This window comes from Nonomuraea sp. ZG12, from assembly GCF_052068115.1.
Classification (GTDB): Bacteria; Actinomycetota; Actinomycetes; order Streptosporangiales; family Streptosporangiaceae; genus Nonomuraea.
In genome coordinates this window covers 19,794-40,893 of record NZ_JBQHCW010000040.1, presented here as the reverse complement: position 1 = coordinate 40,893, position 21,100 = coordinate 19,794, and the positions used below count along the sequence as shown (strand labels likewise).

The 21,100-nt window shown below is 71.8% G+C and carries 14 protein-coding genes; 6 read left to right on the top strand and 8 right to left on the bottom strand.

Translation table 11 applies throughout. The features are described 5' to 3' along the window. Window positions 1-23 precede the first annotated feature (23 nt). On the bottom strand, window positions 24-2,123 hold the full coding sequence (locus ACTMTF_RS46495) for a hypothetical protein (protein ID WP_441116500.1): 2,100 nt from the start codon (window positions 2,121-2,123) through the stop codon (window positions 24-26). A gap of 190 nt (window positions 2,124-2,313) precedes the next feature. Here ACTMTF_RS46495 and ACTMTF_RS46490 point away from each other — a divergent pair, with 190 nt between their 5' ends. From ACTMTF_RS46490 to ACTMTF_RS46475, 4 genes are all read left to right on the top strand, one after another. Further along, a complete protein-coding gene (locus ACTMTF_RS46490; protein WP_441116499.1) occupies window positions 2,314-3,513 on the top strand; it encodes a hypothetical protein in 1,200 nt (399 codons plus the stop codon). Further along, complete coding sequence (locus tag ACTMTF_RS46485) at window positions 3,510-5,225, top strand: hypothetical protein (RefSeq protein WP_441116498.1); 1,716 nt, start codon at window positions 3,510-3,512, stop codon at window positions 5,223-5,225. Before ACTMTF_RS46490 ends, ACTMTF_RS46485 begins: the two co-directional genes overlap by 4 nt. A 294-nt stretch (window positions 5,226-5,519) precedes the next feature. Continuing rightward, window positions 5,520-8,537, top strand: a complete 3,018-nt coding sequence (locus ACTMTF_RS46480) for a chromosome partitioning protein ParA (protein ID WP_441116497.1) — start codon at window positions 5,520-5,522, stop codon at window positions 8,535-8,537. 100 nt (window positions 8,538-8,637) lie between these two features. Beyond that, window positions 8,638-9,042 carry a DUF6247 family protein gene (locus ACTMTF_RS46475; RefSeq protein ID WP_441116496.1) on the top strand — a complete coding sequence of 135 codons (405 nt, stop codon included), beginning with the start codon at window positions 8,638-8,640 and terminating at the stop codon, window positions 9,040-9,042. Window positions 9,043-9,285: 243 nt separating this feature from the next. Here the strand turns inward: ACTMTF_RS46475 and ACTMTF_RS46470 are convergent, their stop codons facing one another. From ACTMTF_RS46470 to ACTMTF_RS46455, 4 genes are all read right to left on the bottom strand, one after another. Beyond that, a complete protein-coding gene (locus tag ACTMTF_RS46470; RefSeq protein ID WP_441116495.1) occupies window positions 9,286-10,071 on the bottom strand; it encodes an alpha/beta fold hydrolase in 786 nt (261 codons plus the stop codon). A gap of 168 nt (window positions 10,072-10,239) precedes the next feature. Beyond that, window positions 10,240-10,350 carry a DUF397 domain-containing protein gene (locus ACTMTF_RS46465; protein ID WP_441116494.1) on the bottom strand — a complete coding sequence of 37 codons (111 nt, stop codon included), beginning with the start codon at window positions 10,348-10,350 and terminating at the stop codon, window positions 10,240-10,242. 122 nt (window positions 10,351-10,472) lie between these two features. Further along, entirely contained in the window at window positions 10,473-10,739 is a 267-nt protein-coding gene (locus tag ACTMTF_RS46460; RefSeq protein WP_441116493.1) for a Scr1 family TA system antitoxin-like transcriptional regulator, read from the bottom strand. 18 nt (window positions 10,740-10,757) lie between these two features. Then, entirely contained in the window at window positions 10,758-12,200 is a 1,443-nt protein-coding gene (locus tag ACTMTF_RS46455) for a citrate/2-methylcitrate synthase (RefSeq protein WP_441116492.1), read from the bottom strand. Window positions 12,201-12,266: 66 nt separating this feature from the next. Between ACTMTF_RS46455 and ACTMTF_RS46450 the strand changes: the two genes are divergently transcribed. Next, window positions 12,267-13,487, top strand: coding sequence for a LeuA family protein (locus ACTMTF_RS46450; RefSeq protein ID WP_441116491.1), 1,221 nt, complete (start codon window positions 12,267-12,269; stop codon window positions 13,485-13,487). Between the two features lie 38 nt (window positions 13,488-13,525). On the opposite strand, the gene ACTMTF_RS46445 is transcribed toward ACTMTF_RS46450, so the two are convergent. Next, complete coding sequence (locus ACTMTF_RS46445) at window positions 13,526-17,197, bottom strand: AAA family ATPase (RefSeq protein WP_441116490.1); 3,672 nt, start codon at window positions 17,195-17,197, stop codon at window positions 13,526-13,528. Continuing rightward, window positions 17,198-18,316 (bottom strand): exonuclease SbcCD subunit D, encoded by a 1,119-nt coding sequence (locus ACTMTF_RS46440; protein WP_441116489.1) that lies wholly within the window; start codon window positions 18,314-18,316, stop codon window positions 17,198-17,200. It abuts the gene before it with no gap. 106 nt (window positions 18,317-18,422) lie between these two features. On the opposite strand from ACTMTF_RS46440, the gene ACTMTF_RS46435 reads away from it, so the two are divergent. After that, on the top strand, window positions 18,423-19,913 hold the full coding sequence (locus ACTMTF_RS46435; RefSeq protein WP_441116488.1) for an alpha/beta hydrolase family protein: 1,491 nt from the start codon (window positions 18,423-18,425) through the stop codon (window positions 19,911-19,913). On the opposite strand, the gene ACTMTF_RS46430 is transcribed toward ACTMTF_RS46435, so the two are convergent. Continuing rightward, a complete protein-coding gene (locus ACTMTF_RS46430) occupies window positions 19,886-20,809 on the bottom strand; it encodes an alpha/beta hydrolase (RefSeq protein ID WP_441116487.1) in 924 nt (307 codons plus the stop codon). The genes ACTMTF_RS46435 and ACTMTF_RS46430 overlap by 28 nt on opposite strands. Window positions 20,810-21,100 lie beyond the last annotated feature (291 nt).

Genomic DNA, 21,100 nt, shown 5'->3' with positions numbered 1-21,100 from the left:
GTCCCCCGTCTCAGTCATCCGTCTCAGTCATCGCACTCGAAAAGCGGCGCCTCCGGGAAGCCGCCTCCCTCTGGCGTCCCGACCAGCGTGTCGTTGAGGTAGCCGTTTCCGGCCGACGACTCGATCCGGTTCCAGATGTCGCTGGACTTGCCGGTGGACGTGTCGGTGTACGACGTGCCCTTCACCTGGCAGATCACCGTCAGGGTGATGTACTGCCCCTGCGGGATCTTTCCGGACTCGCCACTCTGCGACGGTCCCGGCCGGATGAGCGTGTTGGTGTCCTGGTTGCTGACGTTCTTGTACTGCTGTCTCGGGTACGCCAGGTCCACCTCGGCCGTGGCGACCTCCTGGCTCTCCCCCGCGTCGTTCTTGGCCTTGAGCGTGAACGCGTGCTTCTGGTTGTTCTTGAGGCCGTCCACGGTGAACGACGTGCCCTGGACGCCGTCGTCGGTGGCCGCGCCCGAGAGCACGTAGGTGACGCCGTCGCCGGCGTTCTCCGGGGCGCTCCAGGTCAGCTCCGCGCCCTTGTTCTTGGCCTTGGCCGCGAAGTTCGACGGCGCGCCCGGTGCGACGCAGGGCTTGACGCCGGCGCTCGGCTCGGATTCGACCTCGCCGCCCGACCAGTGCGCGACGACGGTGAAGGTGTACTCGGCCGTGCAGTCGCCGCCGGCGAACTCGAACCGGAACGGCCCGTCGGCGTCCACCGACTGGGGCGTGGTCCGGCCGTCGCCGCCCGACACCTGGAGCGTGTAGCGATCCACCTGGCCGCCGGTCGACGGGCTGAACCCGACGTCGACCCGGCCGGGGCCGGATCGGGCGGTCACCGCGCCGGGCTTCCCCGGCGCGGTGGCGGTCCTGGTCGGCGTGGGGGTCGGAGTGCGGGTGGGCGTCCTGCTCCGGGTGGGCTCCGGGTCGGGCTCGGGCTCCCGCTGGACCGGCTCGGTGTCGGTCGGGCTGGGGTCGGCCGTCCTGTCCGGGTCCGGCAGGGTTCCGGTACGGGTCGGCTCCGGGCGGGGCGTCTTCTTGGGCTGTGGCGTGTTGGTGGGGCCGGGGACGTCGGAGTCGTCCTTCTCGATGTCGTGTTTGCGGCCCTCGGGGTCGATCACGATGGCCTTGTCGCCGTTCTCGTCGTTCGCCCAGAGGAGCCCGTCCTTGACGAACACGTCCACCGGGCCGGGGCCCTGCGCCACCTGGAGCGTGGTGGGCCTGCCGCCGGCGGCGCTGTCCCAGACGATCAGGGCTCCGCTGCCGCTGTCCGGCACGTACACCTTGGAGCCGAGCACCTGCGGCACGCCGAGCGCGGCCGGATCCCGTACCTCGAACTTGGTGTTGAGCACCGAGTTCGACGAGGTGTCGATCACCACGAGCAGCCCCGACTCGCCGGGCGTGAGCACCGGCACGAGCGCGCCCTCGGTGGCGGCGGGGGTGAGCACGCCGCCCTTGGCCGCCTGGGCCACCTCCTTGGGCAGCGTGATCTCGCCGACGCCGCCGTCCGCGCCGATCAGCGTGGCGGTGGCCGCGCGGGTGTTGACGATCACCGGGACGGTGCCGGCGATCGTGACGGCGAGCTCCTCACCGGGCTCGCCCACCTTGACGCCGGTCCCGGCCGTCCCGCCGGACACCGGGACCACCTCGCCCTCGGCGGTGACGGGCACCCACAGCTTGCCGCCGCCGTCGATGCGAGCGGCGCCGAGCGGGCCCGGCAGGGTGAGCGGTGCGCCGATGGTGTTGAGCGTGAGGGGGTCGATCTGCTGCACCTTGCCGGCCGGATCCACGGCATAGCCGGTCGAACCGGACAGCACGAGTTGCACGCCCGCCGCGCCGAAGTCGCGGGTCTGGGTGACGGTGAGCTGACTGGGCTCGATCCTGCTGACGTTGCCGGTGCGCTCGTCGACGAGCAGCACGTGGGAGCCGTCCTGGACGACGCGCAGTTGCTTGCCGGCCTTGTCGTCGAGATAGCCGTCGACCTCTCCGGACAGGCCGTTGACGTGCACGACCTTGCCTCTGGCGGTGGTCCACAGCCAGGCCCCGACGTCGGCCAGCTTCGGGTTGGCGCTCGACACGCCCACGCCGAAGAAGGCCGCGGCGCCGACCAGGACGACCGCCGCCACTCCCGCGATCACCGCGGTGGCTCGATCTCCTCGGAGTACGCGGATACGCATCCGTCTACTCACCCCGTATGAATGATTACTATCTGTTCGCCCCGTTTGTATCGTGAGTCACCCTAGCGCGCTGCCGTAGCTTTCCGCATGCGTCTCCGGCATGGCTGTGACCGGTCCGAGATTGTCGGCGGGAGGCCGTACCTTAGTGCCCGTGCCCGAGCAGCCCTTGACCCTCGACACCGCGCTCACCGACGAGGCGGTGCTGTCCACCTACCGCCGCATGTTCGCGGCGCTGGCCCGCGACAGCGGCGCGGTCGTCGATGATCCGGCCCTGGTCGACATCGCCGAGACGCTGTTCGCCGCGTTCGCGGAGGCCGGCGAGGAGTGGCTGACGCACGAGCAGATGCGCTTCGCCTGCCGTGCCCACCCGACCGACCAGTTCGACAACCGGCTGCGCGTGCTCAAGGGCCTCGGCGCGATCCGCGAGGTGTTCCCCAAGCCCAACCAGCTGCGTTATCGGGCGTCGTTCACCAGCGTGGTCGGGCTGATGTTCATCCGGCGGATGATGGACGACGGCGGGCAGTCAGAGATGCACCGGCTGCTCGCGCTGGAGGATCTCAACGTCGCCGATCCCCGCACCACGATGGACGAAGCCCGGCAGAGCGCCGCCAACCTGGCGCGCGCGTTCAGGCTGTGGGCGCTGGAGCTGATCACGCTCACCACCGGCACCATCGAGGAGCTGCGTGAGCAGGCGCCCAAGCTGTGGGGCACCGAGGAGATCGCGCACCGCGCCCAGAGCCTGCACGGCACCATCCTCACCCGCTGGCCGGAGCTCGACCGGTCCTGCACCGACCTGCGCGCCGCCATCTACTCCTACAGCGACGCCTCACGGCGGGCCGCCGGCCGGCTCGCCGACTCGGCCGGCATGACCCGCAACCTGACGCTGCTGCCGACGGAGGCGTGGCGGACGTTCGCCCAGACGGCGTCCAAGGAGCGGCTGGCGGCGGTGCTCGACGGCTTCGTGTTCGACGCCCCCGCGCCCTGGCACGATCCAGCGGCCATCGCCCGCGCCGTCGACGAGGCCCCGCGCCCCACCCCCGCGCAGCCCACTCCGCCACGCTCCGCCCTGCCCGACCCGGGCCCCGGCGACTCGCTCGACTCCTCACCCACGGCCGCCGTCGAACGGCTGACCGAGCTGGCGGAGACCCTGCTCGGGCCGTCCTCGCGGGTCGCCCTGGCCGACGTGCTCGGCCCCGACTGGCCCTCCGCCCGCCGCCTGCTCGCCGACCTGACGACCGTCGACCTGCGGCCCGAGCTCCCCTACCGGCTCGCCTGGTCCGGCGACCTCACCATCGACCCGGCCCGCGAGCCGGCCTGGCTCTCCCACGGCTACCTGGAGCGCACACGATGACCGACGCGCACCCTTCGGACGCCCCGCTGTCCCTCGGCAACGACCAGGCCCCGACTCCCGACCGGCCCTCGTCACCGGGTGACGCACGGCGCCAAACCGGCGTCGGTCCCGCGCGCGAGCCCGGCGTCGATCCCACACGCCAGAACGGTATCGGCACCACTCGCGAGCCCGGTGCCGGTTCCGCGCGCCGGCCCAGTGCCGGTCCTGCGGCTGACGCGGTCGCGCATGTGCGGGCCCGCTCGGGCGGGCCTGTCCCGCTGGGTGCGGCGGTCCCCGCTCCCGGCGGGATGCTGCGGCTGTCGCGCCACGACTACACCGGCCAGGCCCTGCCGCTGTGGCCGGATGGAGTGACGCCGTCGCTACTGGAGGAGCACCAGGTCGCGCCCATGCCGGTGGAGCGGGCGGGCGAGACGCGCCGGGTGCTGGCGGCGGTGCTCACGTGCTGCTGGAGCGACCACTCGACCGATCCGTGGCCGGGTGATCCGGCGCCGATGGAGCGGGTGCTCGACACCTACCGGGCCCTGATCGGCCGCTCCGACGACCTGATGCGCAACTGGGCCATCGGCGCCCTGCGCCGCCTGCACGACTCGGCGTGGATCGTCATGGCCGACGGCATCGTCTCCCTCGGCCCACGCTGCGCCCTGTGGCCCGTGGAGTCGCAGTCCGTCCTGAAGGACCTGGTCCGGCGCATCCCCGAGCCGGAGCGCCGGGCACTGACCGTGGTCCCCGACGCCGACCTCGTGGCAGCGGCCCGCGTTCCCACGGCACCCGACACCGACCCCGTCGCAGCGTCCCGCTTGCCCGACGCCACGCCTGCCGACCAGCACACCGATGCCGCCATACCAACCCAAACCACACCCGCAGGCCGACACACCGAGGGCGTCGTAGCGGCCGAGGGCACGCCCACGGAAGGCCCTGATCCCGAGGCCGGGGATCGGCCGGCTCCGTGGTCGGTGGTGGGTGGGCGGGTGGAATCCGGCGTGGTGGAGTTCGACGACCTGCTCAGTGCCTACGACGAGCGGCGGCGCGCGGAGCTGGTGGCGGCCTTCATGGTGGTGGAGCACACCGCCGAGCCGGTGCAGGAGGCACGGTTCGCCGCGCTGCGCGACCCCGCGCTACGCCGCACACTCGGCGAGATGCTCACCCGTCGCGGACGCACGCTGATCCAGCACCGCGAACGCTGGATCTCGGGTTACGACGACGAGGCCGCCGCCGCTGCCTCGGGTGCCGCCCCCACGCCCCCCACGGGTGTCGTCTCGGGTGTTGCCTCGGGTGTTGCCTCCGCGCCCCCCAGGGGCGTCGCGGCCTCCTCGGCCTTCTCTCCACCGGCTCGCCCCGGTGGGCCTGAGCTGGGTGAGAGTGAGCGGGCGGTGCTGACGTTGGTGCTGGTGCACTCGGTGGCGATCCCGCGCGCCGAGGGGCTGCTGCCGGAGGATTCGTGGCTGTCGCCGCACCCCACGCCGGCGGACGAACTGCGCCGCCACACCCAGCTGCCGATCGGCGAGCTGGAGGCCGCGTTGCGGGTCCTGCGGCATGCGGGGCTGCTGACCCAGGTGAAGGCGGGTGAGGAGGCGGGCGGTTACGTGCCCGGTCCGCAGTTCCACCGGCTCACCCCGGCGGCGCGGCGGCGGTTGCAGGAGGAGCTCATTCTGGCCGCCGGCCCGGACACGCCACTGGCGGCGGCCGTACGAGCTCGTAGGTCAGCACGGTGAAAGACATGGATCACGAGTGCACGTGGTGAAATCGCGGTTCTGAGAGCCAGGGCCGTGCACGGCTGGAAACCCTGGGAGCGCGCAGGCGGAAGGGCACACAGAGCGCGGGTTGCACGCCCTGGAAGCACGCAGGCGGCGGGCACAGAGGGCTCGGGTTGGAAGCCCTGGGGGTTCGCACGCAGCGGGCGCACAGGGTGCGGGTGAAAGCCCTGGAAGCTCGCACGTAGCGGGCACACAGGGTGCGGGTTGAGGCGTAGGTAGCCGTACGCGATGGGCGTGCGGGTGGAAAGAGGTATGGGGGTCGTGGTGGCGCAGGTGGAGAACGTCGTCGGGGAACGGGTGCTGATCGCCGTGCAGGCGGTCAACATCTCGCGGCTGTCCACCCATCCGGTGCCCACGGTGCCCGGCACGCTCATCGTGGTCGCGGGTGCCGGGCCCAAGGACTCCAACGGCGCGGGCAAGTCCTCGTTCATCGCCTCGATCACGGCGCTGCTGGGGGACGAGCAGTGGCGGTTCGCCTCGGGCGCCAAGGCGGTGTCGGAGCTGCTGTTCAACGCCGAGCTGGCCAGCGGCGCGGGCGCCCGGCAGTGGGCGAGCGCGGATCACGGCTACATCGTGGGCGTCTTCGCCCCGGCGGGCATGGAGGATTTCACGGCGGCGAAGTCGGTCGACGCGGTGGCCGGGGAGGACGGGGAGCTGTTCGAGGTGACCGCCACCTCGGGCGGGGCCGTCACCGTCTGGCTGCGGGTGAACCAGGAGGCGCCACACCTGGAGATCCGCTGGCGCGAGGGGGTGCACCTGGCCGCCGCGGCCTCCGAGGCCGAGCGGGTGGCGCGCGCCGACGAGTTGTGGGCGTCGCTGCCCAGGTCCGCCGGGCGGCGCGACGTGGTGGCGCGTGATCTCACCAAGGTGCTGTACGGGGATCGGGTCCGGTGTGTGTCGTTCCTGTCGACCAGTGTGCGCAGCAAGGTCGCCACGAACCTGCTCTCCCAGCCGCTCAACGAGATCTCTCCCGAGCGGGTCTTCGAGGCGATCGCGGCGCTGACGGGGCTCGACGCCGAGTTGGAGCAGGAGCGGGAGGCGCGGCGGGACGAGCACGCCAAGCGGGTGCGGGCCGCGCTGGCGGGCGAGCGGCTGGCGGAGTTCGAGGCGGAGTCGAAGGCGCTGCTGGCCACGTTCGACCGGCGGGACCAGGCGCGGGTACGACTGGCCGGGGCGTTGCGGTGCTGGCGGGGCAGGCAGGCCAGAAGGCTGGCCGACGCGGCGGGCAAGGATGAGGCGCTGGCCGCCGAGCTGGCCCGGCACCAGGCGGCGAGTGAGGCGGCGGCCGAGGCGATCGCGCTGGTGAAGGCGGAGATCGGCACGCTCAAGGAGGACACGCTCGATCGGAGTGTCACGGAGGCGCGCAGAGAGCTCGCCGCCCTTCAGGCGCGGGCGGGCAAGCTCGACGCCGACCGCGCCGTGGCGGAGAACTCCGCCGACGAGCTGCGCGGGATGATCCCCACGCTGGAGGAGGCCCGCAGGTTCGCCGACGGCCGTGACGTGCCCACGGCCGAGCGCGAGCTGAAGGAGGTCGGGCTGCGCCTGAACGAGGCGCTCAAGGCGCTCGGCGTGGCCGACCGGGAGACGGCCTCCGCGCAGGCTGCGCTGGACGACGCCGAGGGAGGTCCGGCCGCCGCCCAGCTCAACGCCCTGGCCTCGGCGGGCGTGGGCGCGACCGGGCTGCTCGACGCGCTCGACGTCGCCGAGCAGGCTCGCGACCAGGGCGGGCCGGTCGAGGATCTCCGGCTGGACGACCTGCGTGGGTGGCCGGGCGAGCACGCCGTGATCGTGGACGCCGCCCAGCTTGGGGCGGCCGCCGCCGCGCTGGCCGAACTGCCCGGATCCGTGCTGGTGAGCGCCGCCGGGGTGAGCGTGGTGGGCGCGTTCGACGGGGTGGCCACGGGGCGCGAGGCCCGGATCAAGGCGGCCGAGCAGCGGCTGAACCGCGCCCTGGACATCCAGGAGACCGCCGCGCAGGCCGTACGGAATGAGGAGGAAGCGGTCGCGCAGGCGCAGCGCAGGCTCGAAGGAGCCAAGGCCGGGGTGCGGCTGGCGGAGCTGGAGCGGCGGCTGAGCGAGCGGCGGGCCAGGTTGAGCGAGCTGACGGCGGCGCTGGAGGAGCTGGTGCCACGCGTGGCGGAGGCCGAACGGCAGGCGGGCGCGCTCGACTTCCGGGCCCGGACCAGGGACATGGAGATCGAACGGCTGGACGGGCGGCGGCACCGGCACGAGGCCGAGCGGGCGCAGGCACGCGAGCAGGAGGCGAAGGTCGGCGCCGAGCGGGACGCGCTCAGGCTGGAGGCGCTGGCCGCCGACTGGGGCGGCACCGTGGAGACGGCCGGCGAGTGGGTGCGGGCGCTGCCGGAGGAGGAGCGTGGGCGCACGGCCGACGAGTGGTGGCGGGCCGCCGAACGCCTCCTCGACCAGGCGTTGCGTGACACGTTCCCGCAGGAGGAGGACGAGGTTCCCGAGGAGCTGCGGTTCCTGCTGCAGGAGCGGAGTGGCAGCACGGCGCGGGAGCAGGCGACGTTCGCGGCGGTGTGCGGGTCGCTGGCGTCCTACCTGCGGGCGCAGGAGGAGTACGAGAAGCACCAGCGGCGGCAGATCGAGGCGCAGGTGGTGTCCAGGCAGCGTGACCTGGCGGCGGCCGACAAGGGCGCGGAGGAGGCGGCGCAGTCGACGGCCGTGCACCGGGCTGCGCTGACGGCGGCGATCAGGGCGCGGCTCACCCGGGTGGCCGAGGAGTTCGAGAAGCTCGACAGCTCGTACGGCGGCTACGGCGCGACCCTGGAGTTCCCGGTGCCGCCCGCCCCCGCCGACCCGGAACAGCGCTGGCAGTGGCGGGTGACGCCGAAGTGGCGGCGCGGCGAGGGCCAGGGCTACGTGCCGTACAACCGCCGGGCCAACACCGCGCTCATGGACGAGAAGGCGGTCAAGCTGGTCTGCGCGGCGGCCATCGCCTCCTCCGGCGGCGGCCACCTGTGCCTGGTGCTGGACGAGCTGGGCCGCAACCTGGGCAAGGAGCACAGGCGGGAGGCGGTGGCGCTGTTCAGGCGAATCGGGGAGACGTACGGCATCACGGTCATCGGGGCACTCCAGGACGACATGGAGCCGTACGCGATCGACGCCTGCGGCCAGTACATCAAGCTCCGGCGCTCCTCCGACGCGATGCCGTACAACGAGCCACCGGTGATCGTCGGCCACGACCAGCACGCCGACCGGGTGCGCGCCCTGGCGTCGTACGTGGACAGGACGGCTGAGAATGCGTAGCCGCACTTCATACGAGTGGCGGCGAGCAAGTGGCTGAAATCGGCGTATGCACGCGTCCAGCTCATCAGCGGCTCGGGCGCTACCAGCAGGAGGTGGCAACATGACAGCTGCGCAGTACGAACCGATCGCCGTGCGGACTGCTGAGCAGATCGTCGAGGCGCTGAACGGCGATCGGAGTCCTCGTAACATTCGTGCCTGCCTGCCTCCTGCCGACCGCGTCCACTTCGACAAGGGTTACCGGCAAGCCATGGCCAAGGCCACCGATGAGCTGGACCTCTCGCCCGTTGATGATCTGCTTGCTCACTGGTGGCATATGGCACGAATGAAGGCGACCGGCGAGTACGAACAGGTTTTGGAGCATGCCACTCATGTGCAAGACCAGATAGAAAGTGGCGACTATGTCCCAGGTCGGCCCCTTCGTGAGGTCTTGGCCGAGCGGGCAGCCGAGCTCGGCGTGAAGCTGGACCAAGAGATGTATACGGTCGGGCAAGGGGCAAGCAGGTAGATGAGCAGATCGCGGCCCTACCGGCCGAAGCCCTCGCGCCATTCCACGAGGCGACTGTATTTCTGCAGGTCGCCCCTTGGAATGGCAACCCATTCATGGGGGAACGGCCTGACGCCCCGATGAGGACCCGTACCTTTGGCGCAGGTGGAGCGGGGATGATCACATACCTGATCGTTGAGTATCGGCGTTTGGTAGAGATCATCCAAGTCGTCTGGCATAGCTGATCGATCAGGGCTTAGCCCCTCACTGCCCGGCGCCAAGGACGTCCGCCGCATGGGAATCGCCCTGATCGAGGTGCCCGACCAAAAGATGTGCCAGGCCCTCAGGGTCTTCACGGTGTGGATCGTGCCCTGTCGGCAGGGACGCTTTTCGTACCAGCGACGGCTCGCGGGTGACCGCCGAGAGCTCCTGCCGTGTCCAGGCGCAGTAGGCGTGCCACGCCGGGACGAGATGCTCGGGGAAGACCGCCGCGAAGGCCGCCGCGTCGCCGCTGACGACCAGCACGGGACAGCGCGCGGCTCGGTAGACGGCGAAGAGATCCAGGGCGTCTATCTCCCGCGTGACCTGGAGGAACGACTCCGGGAGGCCCTGGCCCATCTCCTTCAAAAAGATGGTCATCTCTCGCTGTGCCCGCACCGCCGAGGCCTCGTCCAGCCCGAGGAACTGCTCGGCTCGCGTCGGGTTGCCGTGACCGTCGAGGTTGACCGCGAGCGGGCACTCCGGATGCTCGCCGGCCCACAGGGCGGCGACCATGCCTCCCAGGGAATGACCGATGACCACAGGCTGACGCAGTCCGACCTCCTCGACCACGGCGGCCGCGTCCGCCAGCGCCCCCTCCCACGACCAGGACGCCGCGCCGGACTCGCCGTGACCTCGCAAATCCATGGACACCGGCCTGAATCCACTGTCCAGGAGAAGCTCCGCGAAGACGGCCCAGTCCTCGCGTGACCGTCCGCCACCGTGCAGGAGCAGCACATCCTGACCGCGCCCACCGTGGTCTTCGGCCGCGATCGGCACATCGCCGATCATGAACCTCCTGATCTTCCCCAAACCAGTCGCCACCTTCAAAGGATCATCGGTCACTGGAGCAACCGAGCTTCTTGCGAGAGGGTTCGCTCATCGCGCTGCAACATCGGCCACCCTGATCGTAGCCAGTGCCGTGGCGGGCAACGTTCGCGTGTGATCGATCCCGCCTGCTCAGGGACGCCGGAGTTCGCCGTGCTCGATGCCTCCGACGAAGGCGTTGTACTCCGCGTCGGTGAACAGGTGGGGAGGCTGCTGCGGGTTCTTGGAGTCGCGCAGGGCCACGAGGCCGCCATCCAGGAAGCGACCTGAACGCAGTTGGTGCCCCCGCTGCTCAAGCTGCTGGTGTGCCAGTGGGCGTCACGGAGTTGGGTCTCGATCCACACGCGCGTCGAGGGCGTTCTTGTTCATGCAAGGTCCTTGGCGATCGTGGTGAGAAGGGGCAGCGAAGCCTTCGGCGACAGGGCGTCGGACTTCAACAGGTCGCCGGCGGTCCGGTAGAGCTCGACGGTTTCGGGCTTGTTCACGTTCAGGGATGCGCGTAGGGACTCGATGCACACGAGGTCGCGGCCGACCGAGAAAGACATGATCATGAATGGGCCGTCCATTCCCGCGTGCTCTCCCGACTGTAGGAGCAAGGCCCGACGGTCTGTACAACGGGGCCTCGATGTCATGAACATTCTGACGCCGGGCTATCTGATCGGCGGGCCGATGTAGCTGGCTCGTAGGCGGAGTAGGGAGCCGGTGGCGTACTCCTCCATGGCGTGGGCCAGCCAGCCGGCGGTCCTGGCGATTGCGAAGATGGCCTCGCCCGCGCCGCTGATCATGCCCGTGACCTCGGCGAAGGTGGCGAGGGCGAAGTCGACGTTCTGCTCGGGGAGGCGGCGTCTGCGTACCTCGTCCAGCACGGCGCGGGCGGCGGGCAGCCTGTCGTGACCGGGCGCTGCCTCGGTGGGGCCGTCGTCCCCTCCGGGCGGCGCCCCGGAGACCGCGTCGTCCTTGCTGAGCGCCGCCCCGGTGACCACGTCGAACTCGCTTGGTGCTGGGTCGTCGTCGCTGGATGCTGCCTCGGTGATCAGGTCGAGGAGGAGGCGGCCTCGGGCGTCGCCGTTCTTGTAGACGCTGTGGCCGAAGCCTGGGATGCGCTCACCTCGGCGGATCCGGTCGGCGATCACGCGCGGCGCCTGGGCCGGGGCGGTGACCTCGTGGAGGAGGCGTTCGGCGGCGTAGGAGGCGCCGCCGTGCAGCGGTCCGCCGAGGACGCCGAGGCCGGTGAGCACCACGGCGTACGGGTCGGCTCTGGCTGAGGCGGCCACCCTGGCGGCCAGGGTCGAGGCGGCCAGCTCGTGGTCGGCGAGCAGGACGAGGGCGGCTTCGAGGGTCCGCAGGAGGGCGGGGGTGGCGGGATTCGGGGTCAGGCGGGGCCAGAGCCGTTCGGCGATCGAGGTTCCTTGGGGCTTCTGGAGGGCGGGCAGGGCTTCGACCAGGCCGGCGATGAGGCTGCGGCCGGTGGCGGTGACGGATGCGGGGTCGAGGTGGTAGCGGAGGGAGTCGGACGCGCCGAGCACGGTGGTGATCACCTGCAGGCGGTCGAGTGGCAGGATGCCGTCGGGCAGATCGCGCTGCGCGGCGACGGCCGCCCGTACTGCTTCGGGATCACAGGTCCACGGTCGGGGCCCGCCGTCGCGGGCCGCCGGGACTCGTGCCGCCTCGTCGCGCGCACGTCCGCCGGCCACGTCGAAGGCCGCGTCCGGCTCAGGCGACGCGGCGTCGGCAGCCTGAGGCGGGAACGTCGGGTCGGCTGGCTGAGGGAGAAGTGCCGGGTCGGCCGTCCACAGCCACTCGGCGACGGTCTCGAAGCTCGTGGTGCGTGCCAGGGTCAGGGCGTCGTGGCCGCGATAGTGCGGGCGATCGAGGCCGAGCGCGGTGATGGCGGACTCGATGACCAGCTCCGGCGGCTGGCCGCGTGGACGCCCGCGCCTGGCGAGCTGCTCGATCTCGGCGGCGTCGAAGAGGCTGCGCCGCCCGCTGTCATCGTGGCGGCGTTTGAGCAGGCCACGGCTCACGTACGCGTAGAGCGTGGCCGGTTTGATCCCGAGCCGCTCCGCGGCGGTGGCCGCGTCGATCCACTCCACAACCGCCTCCTATGTTGACGAAAATCAATATTGATACACATTGAAGAGACATGTCAACGTGGCCCCATGCCTCAAGTTCATTTCCTCGACGTGACCAACCGGGACGGCGTGCAGACCGCGCGCACCGGCCTGTCGAAGTTCGGCAAGACCATGGTCAACTTCTATCTGGCCAGGCTCGGCGTGGCACAGTCCGAGATCGGGTTCCCCTTCCTGTTCCACGAGGTGCCGTACGTGAAAGCCCAGGTCGCGCTGGCCGAGGCCGGAGCGTTCGGCGAGCTGCGGCTGTCCGGGTGGTGCCGGGGCGTGGCGGAGGACGTGGAGAAGGCCGCGCCGCTCGGGCTCCGGCACTACAACCTGTCCATCTCCACGTCGGATTACATGATCCAGAACAAGTTCCGGGGCCGCCTCGACCGAGAGGCGATCATCAGGGAGATGACGGCCGCCGTCAGGACCGCCAAGGCGGCGGGCGCGCGGACGGCAGGCGTCAACGCCGAGGACGGCTCGCGCACGAGCGACGGTTTTCTGCTGGAGTTCGCGGCGGCGGCCAAGGAAGCGGGCGCGGATCGGGTGCGCTACTGCGACACGATCGGCGGCGACACCCCCGGCCGGATCCGCGAACGGTTCGCCAAGCTGGCCTCCGCCGTCGCGCTGCCCATCGAGACGCACTGCCACAACGACCTCGGCATGGCCGTGGCCAACTCCGTCTCCGGCGCGCTCGGCGACCTCGACGCCGGTCAGGACGCGTGGATCAACACCTGCGTCAACGGCATCGGCGAGCGCTCCGGCAACGCCGACCTGCTCTCCACGATCCTCGCCTTCGAGCACGGGTTCGGCCTGGCGGCGGAGATCGGCGACGCACTCGACCTGTCGTGGGCGAGGAGGTTCGGACTCTGGGCGGCCTACGCCCTCGGGCAGCCGCTGCCGTACAACCAGGTGGGGGTGGGACGCAACGCGTTCGCGCACGAGAGCGGCATCCACGCCGACGGCGCGCTGAAGGACCACGGCAACTACGAGCTGTACGACGAGGCCACGCTCGGCCCGTTCCCCGAGGACTGGCACGCGCGCGCCGGGCGGGTGGTGCTGACCGGCGAGTACGGCGGGAAGGCCGGGTTCCGGCACGTCATGGACGGCCTCGGCGTCGAGGTGCGGGAGGAGGACCTGGCGTTCCGGCTGGTCCAGCTCTGCAACGCGATGACCGGCAGGCCGCTCACCGACGACGAGCTGCGCCTGATCGCGACCTACCCGCGCGAGCTCGCCCTGCTCTTCCCCGGTCACGAGACGGCCTGACGGCCGATCAGAGGATCTCGCCGACGGGGCCGGACGAGCTAGCCCGTGATCGCCGACAGGGTGGAGCCGGTGCGCGTCTTGGTGACCTTGAGCTGGGTGGGGATGCGGGAGCGCAGCTCGGCGACGTGGCTGACGATGCCCACCGCCCGGCCGCCGTCGCGCAGCCCGTCGAGGATGTCGAGCACGCCGTCGAGCGTGTCCTCGTCCAGCGTCCCGAACCCCTCGTCCACGAACAGCGTGCCGATCTCCGCCCCGCCCGCCTCCGCCGTGACGACGTCGGCGAGCCCGAGGGCCAGCGCCAGCGAGGTGATGAAGCTCTCCCCGCCCGACAGCGTCGCCGGGTCCCGCTCCACCCCCGTCCACCCGTCGTACATCCGCAACCCGAGCCCGCCGCCCGAACGCGCCCTGGACCCGGCCGTCTTGGCCAGGTCGTGCCGGAGCAGGTAGCGGCCGCCGGACATGTGGCCGAGCCGCTCGTTGGCGAAGTCGACCACCTGCCTGAGCCGCTCCCCCAGGACATACGACGACAGGCTCATGCTCCACTGGTTGTCGCTCGACGTGCCGCTGGCCAGCGCCGCCATGCGCTCCACCAGCCGGTGTCGCTCGGAGGCGGGCCGCCACCGCTCGATGCCGGCCACCAGCTCGCCGCGCAGCTCCCCCAGCCGGGCCTGCCTGCCGGTGGCCCGGTCCAGCGCGGACGCCAGCCCCGTGTACGCGCGCTCCGCCTCGTCCCGCTTCGCGCCGAGCCCGTCCAGATCCGGCGCCGGCTCGGCCGCCGCCGCGACCAGCTCCGGGTCGGCCAGGGTGCTGGTGACGGCCGCGTGCTGGGCGTCGAGCCGGCGCAGCGCCTCGGCCTTGCTCTCCCGCTCGGCGGTGCTCCTCGCGGCGGCCTCCGCGTCCGCCACGTCGGCGAACCCGGCCTCCCGCGCCGCCTGCTCGGCCGCCTCCGCCGCCTTGCCGCGCTCCCCCTCGGCCGCGGCCGCCGCCTGCGTGGCCTCCAGCGCCTCCCGCAGCAGCTCCGCCTCGTCGCTGAGCCTGGACAGCCGCGCCGTGATCGTCGCGTCGTCGCCGCGCGCCTCGTCGAGCCGCGCGCCAAGCCTCGCGGCGTCGCCGCTCAACTCCTCCTGACGGGTACGGCCGGAAGCCAGCCGGGCGGTCACCCGTCGCGCCTGCTCCTGGGACCCGTCGAGCTCGCGCCGCAACCTGGCCGCCTCCTCGGCGAGCACCGGTTCCCTGGCGGCGGACGCCCTGAGCCTGCTCACCTCCTGCTTGGCAGCGGCGAGCAGGACGGCCGCCTCCCCGGGCGACATCTCCGACACCGCCCGGCCGTGCCCAGAGCCGCCTTCCCGAAGGGCCCCACCCGGGTCAGCAGCACCGTCCTGATCGAGAGCGCCCTGGGGACCGCCGGTGTCGGTATCGGCACTGGCGTCGGTGGGGGTCAAGCGGGTCAGGAGGCGGGATCGTTCGGCTTGTAGGTGGGTGGTGTGGGCTCGGTGTTCGGCGAGGGCCTGGCCGAGGTGCTGGGCGCGTTCTCTGGCGTCCTCGCGCTCGTTCTCGGCGCGTACCAGCTCGGCGGCCAGCGCAGGCTCGCGGCTCGCGATGGACTGGAGGGCGGCCAGGTCCCGCTCGGCCCGCTCGACGGCGGTCGTGGCCGCGTCCGCGTCGAGGCCGCCGGTGGCCTCGGTCGCGTCGGTCAGGCGCGACTCCAGGGTGGCTACGGTCAGTTCGGCCGCCTCGCGGTCGGCCAGCGCGGACTCGTGGGCGAGCTCGGCGACGTGTTCGTCGTCGGACGAGGGGGCGCTGGGCGCCGGTGCGGCCGGGTCCGGGTGGTGGGTGGAGCCGCACACGGCACACGGCCGGCCGTCGGCGAGGTCGCGGGCCAGCTCGGCCGCCATACCGTCGATGCGGGCCTGGCGGAGGTCGAGCCACCGCTCCCGGAGCCCTTGGGCGCGGTCCACCCGTGCTTGGTGCGTCGCCCTGGCCGTCTCCAGTTCGTCCGCCAGGGTGTCTCGCCGGTGAGTGGCGTCGAGCACTGCCTTGGCCGCGTCGAGTGTCGCGGCGGCTGCGGGGATGTTCGCGGCTTCGGACCGTACCTCGGCCAGGCGGGCGGCCGCGTCGGCGACCCGCGCGGGCAGCTCTGCCTCGGCGGCGGCGACCTCGGCCGCACGCTGCGTCAGCCCGTCGAGCTCGGCCGCGAGCCGCGCCAGCTCGCGGTCGATGCCGATCAGGTCGGCGGCGGCCTCGCGTACGGCCTCGGCCGCCGGGATCCGGGCCGCGTCCAGGCGAGCCCGGCCGAGCTCCCGCTCGGCCTTCTCGATGAGTCCGGGGAGTACGGCCAGCCGCTCGCCCACGGTCTCGTCCTCGCGGGCCAGCGCGCCGAGCTCCTCCTCGATCCTGCCCAGGTCGCGCCGGACCACCAGCAGCCGCGCCTCCTCGGTGAGCAGCTCGGACAGGCGCGCCAGCTCCGCCTGCCGCCGCCGCTCCATGTCGGCCAGCCGCTCGGGGGCCACCCATCCGACGATCGACGCCTCGATACCGGCCGAGCGCCGGGACGCGGGCGTAGCGAAACCGCGAACATCACCGTCGCCGGTCTCGGCGGTGAGGAGGGGGCGGGCGCGGGCGAGGGCGTCGGTGGCCATGGTGCGGGACTTGGCGGCGGCCTCGGCGCGCTGCCTGGCCGCCGCGAGCAGCGGGAGCACGCGGTCCGCGCGGTGGGCGTCGTCGAGCACGGCCTGGAGCTCGGCGCGTTCCTCGGCGCGCTCGTCCAGGGTGCGGCGCAGGGTGAGCGCCTCGGCGTGCCGGCGCTGCCGGTCGGCCAGCGCGGCCGCCTGCTCGAACCGCAGGCCCGCCGCTCGCCAGGCCCGCTCGGCCGCGGCGTGGCGGTCCGCCGTACGTGCGACGACGGCCCGTGCGGCGTCCAGCAGGGCTCCGGCCCACTCGACGGGATCGTCCTCCGGCGTGGGCTGGGCAACCTCGGCCGCAGCGGGGGCGGACAGGGTCGCCTCCTGAGCGTCGTGGCAGGTCCCGGAGGAGAGCAGGTCGTCGCCCGCCGCCTCTTCGAGTCGCTGGATCGCGTAGTCCACCTGCTGCCGCAGCTCTCCCTGCTCACGCCAGGCCTGCTTGCGGTGGTCGGCGAGCCAGGACTCCGCCTGGGTGAAGATCTTGACGGTGAACAGCCGCTCCAGCAGCTTGCGCCGCTCTCCCCCGTCGGCGCGCAGGAACCTGGCGAACTCCCCCTGTGGCAGCATGGCCACCTGGCAGAACTGGTCGGCGTTCATCCCGAGCAGCCCGCTCACCAGATCGCCGGCCTCGTCGAGGCGGGTGGTGAGGCCCTGCCAGTCGGCCCCCTGCCACTCCTGGACGATGACCTTGGAGTTTTCCTCGGTGGTGCCGGTGCCGCGCAGCTTGGGGCGCTGCCAGGCGGGCGAGCGCTGAATGCGGAACAGCCGGCCGCGGATCGTCACCTCCAGCGTGACAGAGGGGCCGGCGGCGGGCGGGGCGTGGTCGCAGCGCAGGCTGCGGGCGCTGTTGCGCTGGCCGGGGACCTGGCCGTAGAGGGCGAAGCTGATGGCGTCGAGGACGGTGGTCTTGCCCGCCCCGGTCGGTCCGTGCACGAGGAAGAGGCCCGACTCCGTCAATGCGTCGAAGTCGACCGTCTCCGACCCGGGAAAGGAGCCGAAGGCCGTCAGCGAGAGCCGGTGCGGCCGCATCTATGCCATCGTCTCCTTGACCCGGGATGCCTCGATGGCCCGTCTTAGCAGCTCTTCCTCCTCGGATGCGGCAGGCTCGCCGCGGACTTCGCGGACGAAGTCCAGCGCGACCTCCGCCTCGGGCCGTCCGGTGAGGCGTACGTGCTGAGGGGCGGCCTGGCCGCCTTCGGGGTCGAAGGAGAGGGCCAGGGTGTGCGGGAAGCGGGCGCGGAGCCGGTCCATGGCGGATTTGGGGCGGATCGGGTCGGTGAGCACCACTTGGAGCCAGTGGTCTTCGAGGCCGGCGAAGCGTGGCGAGGTGAGCAGGTCCTCCAGGTGACCGCGCAGGCGGCCGACGGGACGGGGCACCGGGGCGGGCACGAACTCCACGCTCTCCACGCCCGCGCCGAGGGTGACGAGCCAGGAGCCTTTCACCTGGTCGGCCTCGGAGAAGGAGTAGGCGAGCGGGGAGCCGGAGTAGCGGACGGTCTCGGACATGCGCTGGCGGCCGTGGAGGTGGCCGAGCGCGACGTAGTCGACGCCGTCGAAGGCCGTCAGCGGCACGTGGGCGACCCCGCCGACGCTGATGTCGCGCTCGCTGTCGCTGGCCTGCCCGCCGGTGACGAAGGCGTGGGCGAGCACGACCGAGTGGGGGTGGCGCGCGGCGTCGGCGCGGATGTGCCCCATGGCGTGGGACAGGGCGGCGGTGTGGCTGCGGTCGGGCAGCTCCCAGGGGCGCCGGACCAGCTCGGGCTCAAGGTAGGGGATGCCGTAGAAGGCGACGTCGTCGATGACGATCGGCTCCCAGGCGAGAGACGGATCGGTGCGCAGGTGCACCCCGGCCGCCTCGAACAGGGAGGCGCCGAAGCCCAGCCTGCGCGCGGAGTCGTGGTTGCCGCTGATCATGACGGTGCGGACCCCGGCGGCGCGCAGCCGGCCGAGCGCCTCGTTGCAGAGCGCGACGGCGTCGACCGGCGGCAGCGCGCGGTCGTAGACGTCGCCGGCCACGGCGACCACGTCGACCCGCTCGGCGCGCACCGTCTCGAGCAGGTGGTCGATGTAGGCCGCCTGCCCGTCGAGCAGGCTCTCGCGGTGGAACGACCGCCCCAGATGCCAGTCCGAGGTATGCAGGATCCGCATTCGCAGGAAGCTAACAGGTCCCACTGACAATCGCGGTCACTTCCGCCACACGCACCGGGAGTAGGCTGAAAGATCGGCGGGCAAACCAACGCACATGGGGAGGCCGATGCGGACGGGCCGTGGCACTTTGAGCGTGGCCGCCGGTCTGTTACTGGTGGCTCTCGCGTCCGTGGGCTATGTGCTGCCGCCCACGTTCGATCCTCCGCCGCTCAAGGCCGAATTAGCACTGCAGTCCCTGCCGCCGCAGCCCGTCACCGAGGTGCGGCCGGTGCTGGACGTGACACCCATCCGCGAGGAGCCGATCTCGATTCCCGCCGAGGGGCAGACGCTGGAGGGCACGGTCCGCTTCCCGGCGGCGGCCGGGCGCTATCCGGCGATGGTGTTCGTGTCGGGGTCGGGCAACGGCTCGCGGACCGAGTTCACCCCGCAGGCGGAGTTCCTGTCCAGGGCGGGGGTGGTGACGGTCGCGTTCGACAAGCGGACGAACGGCTACAACTTCCGCGACAGGGACTTCGGGCTGCTCGCCGACGACGCGTTGCGGATGGTGGAGTATCTGCGCTCCCGTCCCGATGTGGACCCGCTGCGGGTGGGGATCTGGGGCGTGAGCGAGGGCGGCTGGGTGGTGCCGATCGCCGCCGCCAAGAGCCCGAGCGTGGGCTTCATGGTGCTGGTCTCCTCGCCGAACGTCTCCCCGCTCCGGCAGGTGGCCTGGGCGCTGAACGAGCAGCTGCTGCGGCTGCGCGCCCCCATCGGGGCGCGCGATCTGCTGATCAGGGCGATGGGCGCGGTCGGCTTCGATTTTCTCCGGTACGACGCGCAGCCGGCATTGAGTCAGGTGAGGCAGCCGGTCCTGGCGTTCTACGGCACGACGGATCCGTCGATCCCCTTCGTGGAGTCCACGCAGGCGCTGATGAAGGGGATGAAGGAGGCGGGCAACGACCGCTACACCATCCGCTTCATGGACAGGGGCGACCACGCCATGCGGATCCACGGTGGCGAGTTCACCGCCGGCTATCTGGAGACGCTGGCCAACTGGATCGAGGGCCTGCCGGGGACCGCGGAGCCTTCGGTGCACCTGGCGGGGGCGACTCCGGTGCAGCGGTTCGAGGCCAGTGACGTGCCGGCCGCGCCGTGGTACGCGGGCGGCACGATGCTGGGGCTGACGATCTGCCTGGCGGCCGTGGGTTACGTGGCGGGCCCGGTCGCCGCGATGGTGGTGCGGCTGCGCGGCCGCCACGCCGCGCCCGAGGTGAACGCCAGGCTGTGGCCGCTGATCAGGCGCAGGCTGCACAAGATGGTGTGGACCGGCGTGGGGCTGCTGCTGTCGGTGGTGGCGTTCATCACGCTGCTGGTGCTGTTCTCGATCAACCAGGCCGGGGCCTGGCCGGCGGTGCTGGCGGGCTGGCTGGTGGTGCGGGTGCTGGCCGTGCTGATGCTCGTCCAGGAGGTCACGGCCGTGGCGGCGGTGGTGTCGGGGCTGCGCGAGGGCATGCGGCCGAGCCGCTGGCAGCATGTGGCGATCGCCGGCGTGCTCGGCGGCACCGGGCTGTTGTTAGTGGCGGCGGCCTACTACGGGCTGTTCTCCTTCCCCTGGTGAACGTGTGCGGCCATCCACTTGTCGATCTCGACGAACACCTGCTTGCGCACCGGCTCCGCCGACAGCACCAGGTCGTGGACGCCTCCGGCGACGCGCACGCTGGTGACGTGCGGGCCGATCGAGGCGGACCAGCGGGCGATCTGCCGGGGGTCGAGCACGATGTCGGCCGACAGCGCCTCGGGCACGAAGTCGCGCACCCGTAGCCCGGCGGCGGAGGACATGACGAGTACGGGCACGTCCACGGACAGCCCGGCGTGCAGTCGCCGCTGCGCTCTGCGGATGGCGGCCAGCCACATGGCGTGCACGGCGAACCCGGCGAGCGGCTTGAGCTCCAGGTCGTAGTCCCATTCGCCGTGGTGATCGCGGTGCAGGCTCTGGCCGTACACGGTGCTGACGCCGAGCGGCAGCGGCCTGCGGGTGTAGGAGAGCGGGGTCGTGAGCAGGTCGGCGGCCAGCCGGAGCGGGAGGGGGACGTTCAGGTCGAAGAACGGGCTGTTGAGCACCAGGCCGTGCACCAGGCCGCGGCCACGGACACGGTCGGCCCACAGGGGCGCGACGAGGCCGCCGGTGGAGTGCGCGTTGACCGTCAGCTCGTCGTGGTCCTGCCGGATGATCTGGACTGCCCGGTCGATTTCCGGGAAGTACTCCGTCACACTGCGCACCAGCCCCCTGGTCTGGTGAGGGCGCAGTGACCGGCCGTACTTGCGAAGGTCGAGGGCGTAGAAGTCGACTCCGCGGTCGAGGTAGTGGTCGGCCAGGTGGTCCTGGAAGAAGTAGTCGGTGAAGCCGTGCAGGTAGAGCACCGCTCTGCGAGATCCGGCACGCCTGGACAGCAGCGTCGCGACGACCTCGCCCTCGAAGTCGGGCGGCATGGTCAGAACGGTGGTCTCGTACATGCTAGACACCATAAGGATCAACGGGCCACGGCGGCGTGCCCGGGGGCGACTCTCCGCGCATCGCAAAGGCGAAAGCGCCGAGCGGTCGCGGCCGCTTCAATGTGAAGGTGACGATCCGGCCCGCCACGCCGTCCTCCCTCACGAACCCATGACCCGAACCTTATTCGGCTACAGAAGTTCACTCTTATATAAACGTAGATTTCGTATCTTGACAGTAGGCTGCCCCCTCGATTCGGCCTACCGAGCCGAGGAAACGGGGATGACGTGGTCAAGAGGGTGGTCCAGGGGAGG